We start from the raw sequence: 14,117 nt of genomic DNA, 5'->3' as shown, positions 1-14,117 counted from the left end.
TCACAGTGTACATATGTTCACTCAAACTTTGACTTCCTCGCTCGGGGAGCGGCTACGCGGATCGCGGCTGCTCGGCGTCCTCACCGGGCCGCACGGCGTGGACCGCTACACCGAGCTCCTCGACCCGACCCTGGTGCTCGGCGACGCCCGCGCCAAGGTCGTCGCGGTGCGCCGCACCACGCCGCGCAGCGTCACGTTGACCCTCGCCCCCAACGCCGCGTTCACCGAACGGCAGTCGCTGCGGGCCGGCCAGCACGTCAACCTCACCGTCGAGATCGACGGGCGTCGCCATACCCGCTGCTACTCGCCGGCCAACGCCGAGGGCGCCGGCGAGCTGGAGCTGACCATCGGTCGCCACGACGGCGGGCTGGTCTCCACGCATCTCTACGAGCACGCCCGGGCCGGCATGGTGGTCGGTCTCGACGGGGCGGCCGGTGAGTTCGTGCTGCCCGCCGCACGGCCGCGCAACCTGCTGTTCGTCGCCGGCGGCAGCGGCATCACCCCGGTGATGGCCATGCTGCGCACCCTGCACGCGGAGGGCTTCGACGGCACCGTCACCCTGCTGCACTACGTGCGCAACGCCGCCGACGCCTGCTACCGCGACGAGCTGGCCGCGATGCCGGGCGTCCGGGTGCTCTACGGCTACACCCGGTCCGGCGCCGGCGACGTCGCCGGCCACTTCGGACCCGACCACCTCGCCGCCGCCCGCGGCGAGCACGACGACGACCCGGTCGTCTACGTCTGCGGCCCGTCCGCGCTGGCCGACGCGGTGCGCGCGCACTGCGCCACGGTGTACTCCGAGAGCTTCACCCCGCCGGAGTTCGTGATGCCGACCGAGCCGTCCGGCGGGCGGGTGTCCTTCACCGCCAGCGACGTCGGGATCGTCGACGACGGCCGCAACCTGCTCGATCAGGCGGAGGCCGCCGGGTTGAGCCCCCGGCACGGCTGCCGGATGGGCATCTGCCACACCTGCACCTGCCGCAAGACCAGCGGCGTGGTGATGAACCTGACCACCGGCGCGGTCTCCAGCGCCGACGCCGAGAACATCCAGATCTGCGTGAGCGTCCCCGTCGGCGACGTCCAGATCGACCTGTGACCCGCACTGCCACCCACCGAGGAGAACCACGATGAGCACTCAGAAGATCACCCTCACCCCCGAGCAGGCCGACGCGTTCGGCAAGGAGCTCGACGCGATCCGGGAAAGCGTGCTGGCCGACCTCGGCAAGCGCGACGCCGACTACATCCGCCGGGTCGTCAAGACGCAGCGTGCGCTGGAGGTCGGCGGCCGGGCGCTGCTGTTCGCCGGAATCCTGCCGCCGGCGTGGCTGGCCGGGACCACCATGTTGGGGCTGGCCAAGATCATCGACAACATGGAGATCGGCCACAACGTCATGCACGGCCAGTACGACTGGATGCGTGACCCGGCGCTGGCCGGCCGCGACTTCGAGTGGGACACCGCCTGCCCGGCCGACCAGTGGCGGCACAGCCACAACTACATGCACCACACCTACACCAACATCGTCGGGATGGACCGCGACATCGGCTACGGCATCCTGCGGATGAGCCCCGACCAGCCGTGGCAGCCCTACTACCTGGGCAATCCGCTGTACGCGTTCCTGCTGATGGTGCTCTTCCAGTACGGCGTGGCCGTCCACGAGCTCGAATTCGAGCGGATTCGCGCCGGAGAGATCGGTTTCACCGACAAGCGGGAGATGCTGCGCGAGACGTGGCAGAAGGTCCGCCGCCAAACCCTCAAGGACTACGTCGCCTTCCCGCTGCTGGCCGGCCCGTTCGCGCCGTGGGTCTTCGCCGGCAACCTCACCGCCAACCTGATGCGCAACGTCTGGGCCTACACGATCATCTTCTGCGGTCACTTCCCCGAAGGCACCCAGGAATTCAGCATCCAGGAGACCCGCAACGAGTCCCGCGGCATGTGGTACTTCCGGCAGATCCTCGGCTCGGCGAACCTGACCGGCGGCAAACTGTTCCATCTGCTGTCGGGCAACCTGTCCTTCCAGGTCGAACACCACCTCTTCCCGGACCTGCCCGCGCACCGCTACGCCGAGATCGCCCCGCAGGTCCGCGAGATCTGCCGCCGCTACGGCATCCCGTACAACACCGGTCCGCTGCACAAGCAGTTCGGCACCGTGGTGCGCAAGATCGTGAAGCTGGCCTTGCCTTCTCGCGACGACCGGGCCGCGGCGTCCGTCGAGCAGGGCGCGGCTGCCGCCTGAGGCGGACGACACCGGTCCGCTCCGTGGGCCACAATGAGCCCATGGAGTGGACCGGTGCCCGTTATGCCGACAGCCCCACCGTCACGGTGACCATCGGGATCGATGCGCCCCCGGAGGCGGTGTGGCGCGTCGTCACCGACATCGCGGTGATGCCCACGCTCAGTACCGAACTGCAGTCGGTGGAATGGACCGGCGCCAGCAGCGGCCCCGAGCTCGGCGCCACCTTCGTCGGCCACAACCACAACCCCGCCATCGGGGAGTGGAGCGCGCCCGCACGGGTCATCGCCTGCACCGAGCCGAGTGAGTTCGGCTGGGCGGTCGGCGATCCCGCCGACCCGGCCGCGGTCTGGCGGTTCGCCCTCGAGCCGGACGGCCCGACGACCACGTTGTCCTACACGGCCCAGCTCGGCCCGGGCCCGTCCGGGCTGTCGATGGCGATCGAAGCCATGCCGGACAAGGAACAGAAGATCGTCTTCGTCCGGCTGCGCGAATTCGAGACCGCCATGACCGACACCCTCGCCGGCATCAAACGCCTCGCCGAAGCCGGCCCGCACTGATGCGCACCGCCACCACCGTCGAAGCATCCGGCTTCGGAGACGATCCGGCACAGGTCGTCGAATTCGTCGTGGAAGCCGAAAGGCTCGGGCTGGACCTGTGTTTCGTCGCCGAAGCGTGGGGATCGGACGCCCCGTCCGCCCTGGGCTATCTGGCGGCGCGCACCGACCGGTTGCTGCTGGGATCCGGGGTGATCCAGATCGGCACCCGCTCGCCGGTGGCGGTCGCGCAGGCCGCGATCACCCTGTCCAACCTCTCGGACGGCCGGTTCGTGCTCGGGTTGGGTGCCTCCGGGCCGAGGGTGATCGAAGGGCTGCACGGCGAAGCGTTCGCGAAGCCGCTGACCCGGCTCAGGGAGAACATCGACATCATCGGTCAGGCGTTCGCCGGGGAGAAGATCACCTACTCCGGGGTCCGCTACACCCTGCCCAGGCCCGGCGGGGAGGGTGCGGCGATGCGGCTGTCCACCCGGCCACGGCATCCGATCCCGCTGTATCTGGCCGCGATGTCGCCGGCGATGCTGCGGCTCACCGGCGAGGTCGCCGACGGCTGGCTGGGGACCAGTTTCGTGCCGGAGGGGGCGGTGCACGCCTACTTCGCCCACCTCGACGAGGGGTTGGAGCACTCCGGGCGCACCCGCGCCGACCTCGACATCTGTCAGGGTGCTGAGGTCGCCTTCGCCGCCGACGAGGAGACGCTGAAGCGGCTGGTCGACGCGCGCAAGGGCGAACTGGCCTTCAGCCTCGGCGGTATGGGCACGGTCAACACCAACTTCTACAACCGCGCCTACAGCAGGCAGGGCTGGACCACGGTGGCCGCCGAGATCAGGCAGCGCTGGCAGGCCGGCGATCGCGACGGGGCCACCGCCCTGGTCACCGACGAGATGGTGCTGGCCACCACGCTGATCGGGACCGAGGAGATGGTGCGAGACCGGTTGAGGGTGTGGCGCGACGCCGGGGTGAACACCGTCCGGCTGTACCCGGCCGGCGACACCCTCGAGGCGAAACTCGAAACCCTGGGCCGGGCCATCGAACTGGTGCGTGCGGTCGAACCGGGCGGGTGAGGACGACCGGGCCGACGAGAACTACGCGACGCCGATCGTCACCTCGGTGGATTTGATGAAGACGGTCGCGTCCTGGCCGACCTCAAGCCCCAGATTCTCCGCCGCCTCCTTGGTGATCGAGGAGGTGATGACCTGGTCACCGCCGGCCAGGCGGACCTTCACTGTGGCCATCACCGCGCCGATATCCACTTCAGCGATGGTGCCCGCCAACTGGTTTCGGGTGGAGAGTCGCATCATGTCCCTTTCCGGTCGCACCTCACGTTCCGCCCAGCCTAGGCGCGGCCGAGTGGGGGAGCGGGCAATCCGGCAAGATCACCCGGGCGAGCGCGAGCCCAGCAACGCGGTCGCGGCGGCGACCGCAGGGCCGATGATCTCGTGGGCGTCGCGGCCGTCCTCGACGGTGAGTGCGGTCAGCTCCCGGATCCCGCCGAGCAGGATCACCGCCAACGCCGGGGTCAGCGGCGGCAGCCCGGCGCGCCGGAACCCCGCGCTGCCGCTCAACTCGACCAGCAGCTCCGCCAGCAGGTGTAGCCCGCGGCGCTGTACCGGGCGGGCGGCCGCGCCCAGCGACGGTAGCTCCCGGATCCAGCTCAACGTGACCGCCGGGCGTTCCCCGATATGGGTCACGTAGGCGGCCACTGCCGACTCGACTTGGTCCCGCCAGTCGCCGGCCGGGTCGACCGCCGACCGGATGCGCTCCCGCAGCTGCTCCTCATCGGCGAGCAGCAGCTCCACGAAACACTCGTCCTTACCGGCGAACCGGTCGTAGAAGGTGCGTTTGGAGGTGCGTGCCGAGCGGACGATGTCGGCGACCGTCGTTGCCCGGTAGCCGCGCTCGGCGAGCGAGGCGGCCAGGCCGTCGAGCAGCCGCTGCCGGAACGGGTCGGCGCGGCCTTCGGTGGTCTCCGAGACCTCGGCCACCACGGTCTTCGCCACGCCACTCCCCGTCGCCCTTGTCAGCATTGGTACTTCAGCGTACCGTCCGGAGTGCGCTGTTGTGGTACATCGCGGTACCGGCGAGTGAAGGATCGGAGCAGCACCATGACCGACGTCGTCTCAGTACCGGCGATCCGGTTGCCACCCGGGCCGCGGATCCCGCAGGCGATCCAGGGCCTCGGCTTCGCGTTCCGTCGTCGTCAGACGATCCAGCGGATCGCCCGGCGGTACGGCGCCGCGTTCACGGCTCGGGTGCCGGTCTTCGGCTCGATCGTGATGGTGACCGATCCCCAACTGGCCAAACAGGTGTTCACCAGCAGCCCCGAGGTGCTCGGCAACATCCAGCCGAACCTGAGCCGGCTGTTGGGGCCCGGGTCGGTGTTCGCCCTCGACGGCGACGCCCACCGCGATCGCCGCCGGCTGCTCTCGCCGCCGTTCCACGGCCAGAACATCAAGAATTACGAACGGATCATCGAACAGGAGACCCTGGCCGAAACCGCCGACTGGCCGCTCGGCAAACCGGTCGAGACACTGCAGCCGATGAATCGGATCACCCTCAACGTGATCCTGCGTGCGGTGTTCGGCGCCGACGGCGCCGACCTCGATGAGCTGCGCGAAATCATCCCGCCCTGGGTGACGTTGGGCTCGCGGCTGGTCGCCTTTCCGACCCCGAAACGCACCTACGGGCGGTTTTCGCCGTGGGGCCGGCTGGCCACCTGGCGCGCCCAATACGAGACCGTCATCGACCGGTTGGTCGCGACCGTGCAAGCCGACCCGAACTTCGAGCAGCGCACCGACGTGCTGTCGCTGCTGTTGCGCAGCAGCTACGAGGACGGCTCGACCATGTCGCGCAGTGACATCGGCGATGAGCTGCTGACCTTCCTGGCCGCCGGGCACGAGACCACCGCCTCCACGCTGGGCTGGGTGTTCGAACGGATCAGCAGGCAGCCGGAGTTGCTGGCCCGGCTGACCGAGGAGGTCGACGCGGGCGGCAGCGAACTGCGGCAGGCCACCATCTACGAACTGCAGCGCAACCGGACCGTCATCGACTTCGCCGGACGGCGGGTGTTGGCCCCCTACTTCGAGTTGGGGGACTGGGTGCTGCCGCAGGGCTGTCTGATCGGGGTCAGCATCGCACGGATCCACGAGAACCCGGTGGCGTTCGACGACCCGGACCGGTTCGACCCGAACCGCTTCATCGACACCCGCCCGGCCACCTTCGCCTGGATCCCGTTCGGCGGCGGAACCCGCCGGTGTCCCGGCGCGACCTTCGCCAACGCCGAGCTCGACGTGGTGGTGCGGACCGTCTTGCAGCACTTCACGATCCAACCGTCCAGCGCACCGGGGGAGAAGTGGCATTCGCGGGGCGTGGCGTTCGTTCCCAAGGACGGTGGCCGCATCGTGGTCCGGCGCCGCTAGCATGACCGCCATGACCGATACCACCCTTGTCGACATGATGAACGCCGGGATGCAGCAGACCATCCCGGTCGCGCACACGATGGGGGTGAAGATCGTCGAAGCCCGCCGCGGATACGCCGCCGCCACCGTGCCCGCGGAGGGCAACGGCAACCACTTCGGGGTCGTCTACGCCGGGGTCGAGTTCACCGTCGCGGAGATCCTCGGCGGCGTCATCGCGTTGTCCACGTTCGACTCGGCGAAGTACTTCCCGCTGGTGAAGAACCTCGACATCGCTTTCGTGGGGATGGCCCGCTCGGAGCTGCGCGCCGAAGCGAGCCTCGACGAGGACACCATCACCCGGGTGGCGGCCGAAGCCGCCGACCGCGGCAAGGCCGACTTCGTCCTCGAGGCGACCGTCACCGACGCCGACGGTCAGACGGTGGCCACCACCCGCGGGCTCTACCAGCTGCGCGCCCACGGGCGCTGAGTCAGCGCTCCGCGCCGGCCGGCAGCCGCCACTGCGGCCGGATGAAGTGGCAGGTGTAGCCGCCCGGGTTGCGCTCCAGGTAGTCCTGGTGTTCGGGTTCGGCCTCCCAGAAGTCGCCGGCCGGGCTGACCTCGGTGACCACCGGCGCCGGCCACAGGCCCGACGCGTCGACGTCGGCGATGGTGTCCAGCGCGATCTGCCGCTCGGCGTCGTCGCCGTAGAAGATCGCCGACCGGTAGCTGGTGCCGACGTCGTTGCCCTGCCGGTCGCGGGTGGTCGGGTCGTGGATCGCGAAGAAGAACTCCAGCAGGCTGCGGTAGTCGGTGCGCTGCGGGTCGTAGGTGATCTCGATCGCCTCGGCGTGCCCGTCGTGGTTGCGGTAGGTGGCGTTGGCGACCTGCCCGCCGGTGTAGCCCACCCGGGTGGTGACGACCCCGGGCTGTTTGCGGATCAGGTCCTGCATACCCCAGAAGCAGCCGCCCGCCAGAATCGCCGTCTTATGGTCGGTCACGATGTGGCCTCCGTTCCTCTCGCCGCCGCATGACACCAACCTACCGATGGCGTCGGGCCGCGGTCGAGTGGTCGAATCCCGCCCGGGCGGTCACCGCAATCGCCCTAAGATCGGCGGTGAGGGAAGGAGAGCGATGCCGGTCGTGGAGTCGTCGGTGCGTATCCCGGTCGATCCGGCCACGGCGTTCGCGGTCTCCCAGACCACCGGCGAGATCCGGCTGCGTTGGGACCCGTTCATCTCCAAGCAGTGGTTCGTCGACGGGGCGACCGCCCCGGCCAAGGGGGTGCGCACCCACACCCGGCACTGGTCGGGGCTGACCATGATCAGCGAATACGTCTCGTTCAATCCGCCCACCAACGTCGGCATCAAGGTCATCAGGGGCCCGTGGTTCTTCTCGACGTTCGGCAGCGGGTGGCGGTTCAACCCGGCCGGCGACGGCGGCACGCTCGCGACGTGGCGGTACAGCTTCACCTGTCGGCCGGCATGGCTGGCCCCGCTGGCCGAACGGATCGGGCGCTGGTGGCTCGGGCGCGACATCGACAAGCGCATCGCGGGATTCGCCCGGGGCTGCGCCGACCCGGTCGTGCTGGCCGCCGTCGGCCACCGCGGAACCGCTCGACAACCCGAATGAAACGTGTTCTAGTTCAGGACGTGACGACTCCGCAGTTCAGCCGCGCCGAATTGGCGGCGGCCTTCGCCACCTTCGAGGAGACGGTGGCCCGCGCCGCCGCCGCCAAGGACTGGAACATCTGGGTGGGCCACTACACCGACGACGTCGAATACATCGAGCACGCCGCGGGCACCATGCACGGCCGCGAACCGGTCCGCGCCTGGATCAGCACGACGATGTCGACGTTCCCGGGTAGCCACATGGCGGAGTTCCCCTCGCTGTGGTCGGTGATCGACGAGCCGACGGGGCGGGTCATCTGCGAACTGGACAACCCGATGATCGACCCCGGGGACGGCACGGTCATCAACGCCACCAACATCACCATCCTCACCTACGGCGGCGACGGACTGTGGCGGCGGCAGGAAGACGTCTACAACCCACTGCGGTTCGCCTCCGCGGCGATGAAATGGTGCCGCAAGGCCAAAGAACTGGGCACCCTCGACGACGCGGCGGCCCGCTGGATGCAGCAGTACGGAGGCGACGCATGAGCACCCCGGCCACCCTCGTCATCGGGGCCAACGGCTTCCTCGGCTCGCATGTCACGCGTCGGCTGGTCGAAGACGGACCCGAGGGCGCCGAAGTCCGGGTCATGGTGCGCCCCAACGCCAATACCCGCAGCATCGACGATCTCGACGTGGTCCGGTTCCACGGCGACATCTTCGACACCGACACCCTGCGGACCGCGATGACCGGTGTCGACGTCGTGTACTACTGCGTCGTCGACACCCGGGCGTGGTTGCGCGATCCCGCTCCACTGTTCCGGACCAACGTCGAAGGCCTGCGCAACGTGCTCGAGGTCGCCAAGACGATGGACCTGAAGCGGTTCGTGTTCACCAGCAGCTACGCCACCGTCGACCGGCGACGCGGCAGGGTGGCGACCGAGGACGACGTGCTCGACCCGCGCGGTCTCACCCCCTACGTCGCATCCCGACTGCAGGCCGAGCAGATGGTGCGGCGGTACGCCGCGGAGGAGGGGCTGCCCGCGGTGGCGATGTGCGTGTCCACCACCTACGGCGACGGCGACTGGGGCCGTACCCCGCACGGCGCCTTCATCGCCGGCGCCGTCTACGGCAAGCTGCCGTTTCTGATGAAGGACGTCGCCCTGGAGGTGGTCGGTGTCGACGACGCCGCGCGGGCGCTGCTGCTCGCCGCCGAGCACGGCCGGGACGGCGAGCGCTACCTGATCTCGGAGAAGATGATGGCCCTGACCGACGTCATCCGCGTCGCCGTCGACGAGGCGGGGGTGGCGATGCCGCCGCGCACCATCCCGGTGCCCGTGCTCTACGCGCTCGGTGCGCTGGGCAGCCTCAAGGCGCGGCTCACCGGCAAGGACGCGGAACTGTCGGTGACGTCGGTGCGGATGATGCGCGCCGAGGCCCCGGTGGACCACACCAAGGCGGTGCGCGAGTTGGGCTGGGAACCGAGGCCGGTCGAGGAATCGATCCGGGAGGCCGCCCGGTTCTGGATGCGGCTGAAGAAGCCGGGGGGTAAAACCGAAGGGGTGCGGGAGGTCTGGGACCTCTAGCGGCGACGGCGGGAGGAACCATGACCGAGGCGGACGACCGGCCGATCCTGGCGCCCAGCGTCGACCATTCGATCACGATCACCCCGACGGGGCATCGGGTGACCGTCCGGATCGGCGGCCAACTCATCGCCGATACCGACCACGCCCTGACGTTGCGCGAAGCGGGCTATGCGGCGGTGCAGTACATCCCGGTCGCCGATATCGATCCGGCGGTGCTGAGCCGCACCGAAAGCCACAGCTACTGCCCGTTCAAGGGGGAGGCCGACTACTACCGGATCAGCACCGCCGACGGCGACACCGTCGATGACGCGGCCTGGACCTACCGGCGCCCGCATCCGGCGGTCGCGGCGATCGGTGAGCATGTGGCGTTCTACCCGCAGATCGCCCGGATCAGCATCGCGCCGGATTAGCCGCCGACGTCGCCGGCATGTCCGGTCAGCCGGGGGTCGCTGTACTCGCGCAGTTCGACGATCATCCCGTCGCGGGTCTCGACGACGAACGCCATCGGGGTGTCGTAGCGGTCGCCGTCGGCGGCGGTCCCGGCCGCGCGGGCCTCGATCACGACGTTCTCGCCCTCGTTGACACAGCCCAGCAGGTCGATGACCTCGACGGTCTGCTGCCGGCGCTCGACAAGCCTGCGCAGCGCCGCCTTGTCGATGTGCCGGTCGAGCGCGATACTCCAATACCGGAAATCAGCGGCGAGCAAGTCAAACCCCTCATCGAGGTCGCCGCCCTCGCAGAGGCATTGGAGAAACAGCCACGCCAACCCGGCCTGCGGGTCGTCGAACGGCGTGGTCACCGGGCCATCCCGACGGTTTACGTGGGGGAGATCTGCGCGGCGATCACGATCACGACGGTGGCGATGATCAGCACGGCCAGCATCCCCAGGGTGAAGATGCGGATACCGCGCGCGTAGTTCACTGGTCCGTCTGACACTACGGCCTCCTCGTGGTCAGGGCTCAGTATAGGCACGGCCGGCTCGCGGCCCCGCGGTGGTCAGGCGGTGGGGACTCAGGGGGTGGGCACGTCGGCGAACGTCCCGGCGTCGAGGGCGGCGAGCAATTGTTCGACGATCCAGGCCAGCGCCTCGTCGTCGCGCGGGAGCATGGCCTGCTCGTAGCCGACGAGGGTGTAGAGCACGCATTGAGCGAAGACCTGGGCCTGCCGGCCGTCGCCCAGGAGTTCGGTGGCGGCGTCATAGACGGCGTCGAACCGGAGGCGGTCGACCTGCTCTTGGATCTTGCGGACCGCGGGATCCAGCGCGCTCCACACCCGGATGCCGGCCTCGGCGCCGTGGGCCAGCCGCCGGCCGGCCTGCAGCATGGCCTCGATGCGCTGTCGCGGGTCGGGTGAGCTCTCGATCTTCTGCTCGATTCGGCGGCGCCGTTCCTGCAGCCAGTACTCAACCAGTCCGTGGGTGTAGACCGACCAGCTGGTGAAGTAGTGGTAGAACGACCCGCTGGTCACGCCGAGCCGAGAACAGACCTCGGCGAGCTTGAGTCCGCCGTATCCCTGGTCGGCCAGAATGGCCATACCGGTGTCGTAATACGCTTCCCGCGATACCGGCGGTGTCATGGCGACGAGTTTATATTGTCGATGCCGACAAATACGGTCGCGGGCCGTGCCCGGCGCCCCCGGTTTGGCTGTGGCAGTATTTTTATTGTGCCTCCCGCCACGAGCCGAGGGCCGGGTCGCCCCCCGGCCGCCAGTGGCGCCGAGACCCGCCAGAACATCATCCGCGCGGCCCGCGAGGTCTTCGCCGAGGTCGGCTACGGCGCGGCCACCTTCCAGGAGATCGCCAATCGGGCCGGTTTGACCAGGCCGGCGATCAACCATTACTTCTCGGACAAGGGCGCCCTGTTCCGCGAGGTGCTGGCCGAGACGAATGTCCTGGCCGTGGGGACGGGTATCGAGCGCGCCAACGCCGAGACGACACTGCGGGGACGGCTGACGGCGTTCACCGCCTCGGCGGTGGAGGCCGCCGCCGCGGACCGGTCGGTGGCGGCGTTCATGGTCACCGCGATGCTCGAGGCCCGTCGCGACCCGGGCCTGATGCCGGCCGGCGCCGATCCGCTGGCCCGGTCCCGCAGATTCCTGACCGGTGTGGTCGAGGACGCCATCGTCAACGGCGACTGCGACAGCGACGTGGATGCCGCGGGACTGGTCGAGGTGCTCGTCTCGACCCTGTGGGGGCTGGGCTTCTACGCCGGCTTCATCGGCGACCCCGTCGAGGTGCGCGCCGCCGGTGAACGCGTCGCGATGTTGTTGACCAACCGGCTGTGGCGGGTCCGGGACTGACGGCAGCGGCACCCCGACCGAAACCCCGGATTGGCCGATAGCTTGGCTAACTATGCGGGGTAGGATGGCCGCGACCATGAGTGAACAGGTGCAGTCGGTCCGGACCGACGGTGACAGCTGGGACATCACCGAGAGCGTCGGTGCCACGGCGCTGGGGGTGGCCGCCTCCCGCGCCGCCGAGACGGCGCGACCCGACCCGCTGATCCGCGACGAGTTCGCCGGCCCCCTGGTCGCCGCCGCCGGCCGGTCCTGGGCGCGGCTCACCGACCCGGATTCGGGCTGGTTGGACCCCGACGACCGGTACGGCCACCGCATCCACGCGATGGCCCGCGACTACCAGGCGGTGCGCACCCATTTCTTCGACACGTTCGTCACCGGGGCGGCCGCCGCGGGGATCCGGCAGGTGGTGATCCTGGCCGCGGGACTGGACTCGCGGGCCTATCGGCTGGGCTGGCCGGCCGGCACCACCGTCTTCGAGATCGACCAGCCCAGGGTGCTCGACTACAAAGCCGAGACTCTCGCCGGGCAGGGCGCGCAACCCGTGGCGGACCGACGGCCCGTCGCCGTCGACCTGCGGGAGGACTGGCCCGCCGCGCTGGGTGACGCCGGCTTCGAGTCGGACCGTCCCACCGCGTGGCTGGCCGAGGGGCTGCTGCCCTACCTGCCCGCCGACGCGCAAGGTCGGCTGTTCGCCGAGATCACCGCGCTCAGCGCGCCGGGAAGTCGGATCGCCGTCGAATCGTTCCGGCTGGCCCGCCCCGGCGAGGAGGACGAACGGCACACCGCGTTCCGCGAACGCGCCGCCGGGGTCCGGGAGCGGCTCGGGATCGGCGTCGACATCGCCACCCTGACCTACCGGGAACCCGACCGCCCGGCGGCCGCCGACCTGCTCAACGGCCACGACTGGCTGGTCACCGTCGTGGAGAGCCACGACGAGATGGCGCGGCTGGGCCGGCCGGTCCCCGACGACCTGCTCGAGCAGACCACCAGCACCCTCCTGCTCACCGCGCAGCGGTGACAATTCCACCAGAAACCCCACCAGAAACGAGGATCGATCCGATGGGCGCATTACGCAGCGACGACGACACCTGGGACATCGCCACCAGCGTCGGGACCACCGCGGTGATGGTCGCCGCCGCGCGGGCGGTGGAGACCGACAGGCCCGACGCGTTGATCAACGACCCCTACGCCAAGATGCTGGTCGCCGGCGCGGGCACCGGGGTCTGGGAGATGATGCTGGACGACTCGATGGAGCAGAAACTGGAGTCCATCGACCCGGAGACCGCGGCGATCTTCCAGCGGATGCGCGGCTACCAGGCGGTGCGCACCCGGTTCTTCGACGCCTACTTCGCCGACGCGGTCGCCGCGGGGGTCCGGCAGGTGGTGATCCTGGCCTCCGGGCTGGACTCGCGGGCCTACCGGCTGGACTGGCCGGCCGGCACCACCGTCTTCGAGATCGATCAGCCCAAGGTGCTCGAATACAAGGCCGCGACCCTCGAGCGCAACGGGGTGCAGCCGTCGGCGCGACGGGTGGCGGTCGCCTGCGACCTGCGGCAGGACTGGCCCGCCGCGCTGCGGGCGGCGGGGTTCGAGCCCGCCCAACCGACCGCCTGGCTGGCCGAAGGCCTGTTGATGTATCTGCCGGCGGACGCCCAGGACCGGCTCTTCGGGCAGATCACCGACCTCAGCGCACCGGGCAGTCGGCTGGCCGCCGAGACCGCGGCGCACCAACTCGAGGAGCGCCGCGAGCAGATGCGGCTGCGGTTCCGCAGCGCCGCGGAGAAGCTGGGCCTGCCGCAACCGGTCGACTTCGCCGACCTGACCTACAACGACCCCGACCGCGCCGAGTTGGCCGACTGGCTGGACGCGCACGGCTGGTCGGCGACGGCGCGCTCGTCCAAGGAGGAGATGACGGCGGTGGGGCGCTGGGTGGACTCGCCGCTGGACGACCCGAACGCCGATGAGTTCTCCCGCTTCGTGCGGGCACACCGATAGGGATAGGGCAGGCGGCTGCGGCCCCCGGGGGCCACTTCTAAGCCCGTCGGGTCGACCGTTCGCTACCGCACCGGGGCAGAGGTCACCGGGTCCGCCGCCGGTTCCGGGGCATCCGAGGCGATGTCGGCGGCCAGCGGGGCAAGCAGGGCAACGATGTCGTCGATCGCTGCCGAGGGCACACCGGCATCGCGGAACGAGGCGACCAGGTGCTCGGCGACCAACGTGAAATGGCGGAGTTGGATGCCACGACCTTGGTGGGCCTGTTTGAGCGACGGTCCGGCGTAAGGCAGTGGGCCGCCCATCGCGGCAGCCAAGAAATCAATCTGTTTGCCGATCTGGCGCTGCATATTGACTCCGGCGAAAAAGCCGCTGAGCCTGAATCCACCGATGGAATGGTGATGACCGATTCTCGGCGTTTCGCTGAAGTGTCAATCGGCTGGGCCGG

Annotated in this window: 20 protein-coding genes; 14 read left to right on the top strand and 6 right to left on the bottom strand. The window is 69.6% G+C overall.

The features are described from left to right. The first annotated feature begins 13 nt into the window (after window positions 1-13). Genes AWC30_RS13150 through AWC30_RS13135 form a run of 4 tightly spaced genes read left to right on the top strand, consistent with a single transcriptional unit; the run spans window position 14 to window position 3,852 of the window. A complete protein-coding gene (locus tag AWC30_RS13150) occupies window positions 14-1,096 on the top strand; it encodes a ferredoxin reductase (protein ID WP_085110678.1) in 1,083 nt (360 codons plus the stop codon). Between the two features lie 31 nt (window positions 1,097-1,127). Continuing rightward, on the top strand, window positions 1,128-2,234 hold the full coding sequence (locus AWC30_RS13145; protein ID WP_085110677.1) for a fatty acid desaturase family protein: 1,107 nt from the start codon (window positions 1,128-1,130) through the stop codon (window positions 2,232-2,234). A 41-nt stretch (window positions 2,235-2,275) separates the two neighbouring features. Then, window positions 2,276-2,791: an SRPBCC family protein gene (locus tag AWC30_RS13140; RefSeq protein ID WP_085110676.1), complete on the top strand. Its 516-nt coding sequence runs from the start codon at window positions 2,276-2,278 to the stop codon at window positions 2,789-2,791. After that, window positions 2,791-3,852, top strand: a complete 1,062-nt coding sequence (locus tag AWC30_RS13135) for an LLM class flavin-dependent oxidoreductase (protein ID WP_085110675.1) — start codon at window positions 2,791-2,793, stop codon at window positions 3,850-3,852. The genes AWC30_RS13140 and AWC30_RS13135 overlap by 1 nt, the downstream gene beginning before the upstream one ends. Window positions 3,853-3,873: 21 nt before the next feature. Here AWC30_RS13135 and AWC30_RS13130 read toward each other — a convergent pair whose 3' ends face one another. Continuing rightward, the gene (locus AWC30_RS13130; RefSeq protein WP_085110697.1) at window positions 3,874-4,086 is read right to left on the bottom strand and encodes a TOBE domain-containing protein; all 213 of its coding nucleotides are present in this window, start codon (window positions 4,084-4,086) and stop codon (window positions 3,874-3,876) included. Between the two features lie 78 nt (window positions 4,087-4,164). Beyond that, the gene (locus AWC30_RS13125) at window positions 4,165-4,776 is read right to left on the bottom strand and encodes a TetR/AcrR family transcriptional regulator (RefSeq protein WP_234808079.1); all 612 of its coding nucleotides are present in this window, start codon (window positions 4,774-4,776) and stop codon (window positions 4,165-4,167) included. Window positions 4,777-4,893: 117 nt separating this feature from the next. Here AWC30_RS13125 and AWC30_RS13120 point away from each other — a divergent pair, with 117 nt between their 5' ends. Both AWC30_RS13120 and AWC30_RS13115 read left to right on the top strand, forming a co-directional pair. Further along, window positions 4,894-6,207 (top strand): cytochrome P450, encoded by a 1,314-nt coding sequence (locus AWC30_RS13120; RefSeq protein WP_085110673.1) that lies wholly within the window; start codon window positions 4,894-4,896, stop codon window positions 6,205-6,207. A gap of 10 nt (window positions 6,208-6,217) precedes the next feature. After that, the gene (locus AWC30_RS13115) at window positions 6,218-6,673 is read left to right on the top strand and encodes a YiiD C-terminal domain-containing protein (RefSeq protein ID WP_085110696.1); all 456 of its coding nucleotides are present in this window, start codon (window positions 6,218-6,220) and stop codon (window positions 6,671-6,673) included. A gap of 1 nt (window position 6,674) precedes the next feature. On the opposite strand, the gene msrA is transcribed toward AWC30_RS13115, so the two are convergent. After that, window positions 6,675-7,184 (bottom strand): peptide-methionine (S)-S-oxide reductase MsrA, encoded by a 510-nt coding sequence (gene msrA, locus AWC30_RS13110; protein ID WP_085110672.1) that lies wholly within the window; start codon window positions 7,182-7,184, stop codon window positions 6,675-6,677. A gap of 133 nt (window positions 7,185-7,317) precedes the next feature. Here msrA and AWC30_RS13105 point away from each other — a divergent pair, with 133 nt between their 5' ends. Genes AWC30_RS13105 through AWC30_RS13090 form a run of 4 tightly spaced genes read left to right on the top strand, consistent with a single transcriptional unit; the run spans window position 7,318 to window position 9,789 of the window. Beyond that, entirely contained in the window at window positions 7,318-7,815 is a 498-nt protein-coding gene (locus tag AWC30_RS13105) for an SRPBCC family protein (RefSeq protein ID WP_085110671.1), read from the top strand. Beyond that, complete coding sequence (locus AWC30_RS13100) at window positions 7,812-8,342, top strand: nuclear transport factor 2 family protein (protein WP_085110670.1); 531 nt, start codon at window positions 7,812-7,814, stop codon at window positions 8,340-8,342. Before AWC30_RS13105 ends, AWC30_RS13100 begins: the two co-directional genes overlap by 4 nt. Continuing rightward, a complete protein-coding gene (locus AWC30_RS13095) occupies window positions 8,339-9,379 on the top strand; it encodes an NAD-dependent epimerase/dehydratase family protein (RefSeq protein WP_085110669.1) in 1,041 nt (346 codons plus the stop codon). The genes AWC30_RS13100 and AWC30_RS13095 overlap by 4 nt, the downstream gene beginning before the upstream one ends. Window positions 9,380-9,399: 20 nt before the next feature. Continuing rightward, window positions 9,400-9,789: a DUF427 domain-containing protein gene (locus AWC30_RS13090; RefSeq protein ID WP_085110668.1), complete on the top strand. Its 390-nt coding sequence runs from the start codon at window positions 9,400-9,402 to the stop codon at window positions 9,787-9,789. Here AWC30_RS13090 and AWC30_RS13085 read toward each other — a convergent pair. Continuing rightward, window positions 9,786-10,178 (bottom strand): nuclear transport factor 2 family protein, encoded by a 393-nt coding sequence (locus tag AWC30_RS13085; RefSeq protein WP_085110667.1) that lies wholly within the window; start codon window positions 10,176-10,178, stop codon window positions 9,786-9,788. The genes AWC30_RS13090 and AWC30_RS13085 overlap by 4 nt on opposite strands. A 212-nt stretch (window positions 10,179-10,390) precedes the next feature. Next, window positions 10,391-10,954: a TetR/AcrR family transcriptional regulator gene (locus AWC30_RS13080; RefSeq protein WP_085110666.1), complete on the bottom strand. Its 564-nt coding sequence runs from the start codon at window positions 10,952-10,954 to the stop codon at window positions 10,391-10,393. 87 nt (window positions 10,955-11,041) lie between these two features. Between AWC30_RS13080 and AWC30_RS13075 the strand changes: the two genes are divergently transcribed. The 3 genes from AWC30_RS13075 (at window position 11,042) to AWC30_RS13065 (ending at window position 13,672) form a co-directional block, all read left to right on the top strand. Beyond that, window positions 11,042-11,677: a TetR/AcrR family transcriptional regulator gene (locus tag AWC30_RS13075; protein ID WP_207568445.1), complete on the top strand. Its 636-nt coding sequence runs from the start codon at window positions 11,042-11,044 to the stop codon at window positions 11,675-11,677. 64 nt (window positions 11,678-11,741) lie between these two features. Further along, window positions 11,742-12,695 (top strand): SAM-dependent methyltransferase, encoded by a 954-nt coding sequence (locus AWC30_RS13070; RefSeq protein ID WP_085110664.1) that lies wholly within the window; start codon window positions 11,742-11,744, stop codon window positions 12,693-12,695. 41 nt (window positions 12,696-12,736) lie between these two features. Next, a complete protein-coding gene (locus tag AWC30_RS13065; protein WP_085110663.1) occupies window positions 12,737-13,672 on the top strand; it encodes a class I SAM-dependent methyltransferase in 936 nt (311 codons plus the stop codon). 62 nt (window positions 13,673-13,734) lie between these two features. Here AWC30_RS13065 and AWC30_RS13060 read toward each other — a convergent pair whose 3' ends face one another. Then, on the bottom strand, window positions 13,735-13,986 hold the full coding sequence (locus AWC30_RS13060) for a group I truncated hemoglobin (RefSeq protein ID WP_234808078.1): 252 nt from the start codon (window positions 13,984-13,986) through the stop codon (window positions 13,735-13,737). On the opposite strand from AWC30_RS13060, the gene AWC30_RS18110 reads away from it, so the two are divergent. Then, window positions 13,879-14,117, top strand: a 239-nt coding sequence (locus tag AWC30_RS18110; protein ID WP_234808080.1) for a hypothetical protein, incomplete at its 3' end; no start/stop codon positions are given. The genes AWC30_RS13060 and AWC30_RS18110 overlap by 108 nt on opposite strands.

The sequence above is a fragment of the Mycolicibacillus trivialis genome (assembly GCF_002102395.1).
GTDB classification, from domain to species: Bacteria; Actinomycetota; Actinomycetes; order Mycobacteriales; family Mycobacteriaceae; genus Mycobacterium; species Mycobacterium triviale.
Note: the sequence above shows the minus strand (reverse complement) of the source record. Positions and strands in the feature narration are given on the sequence as shown.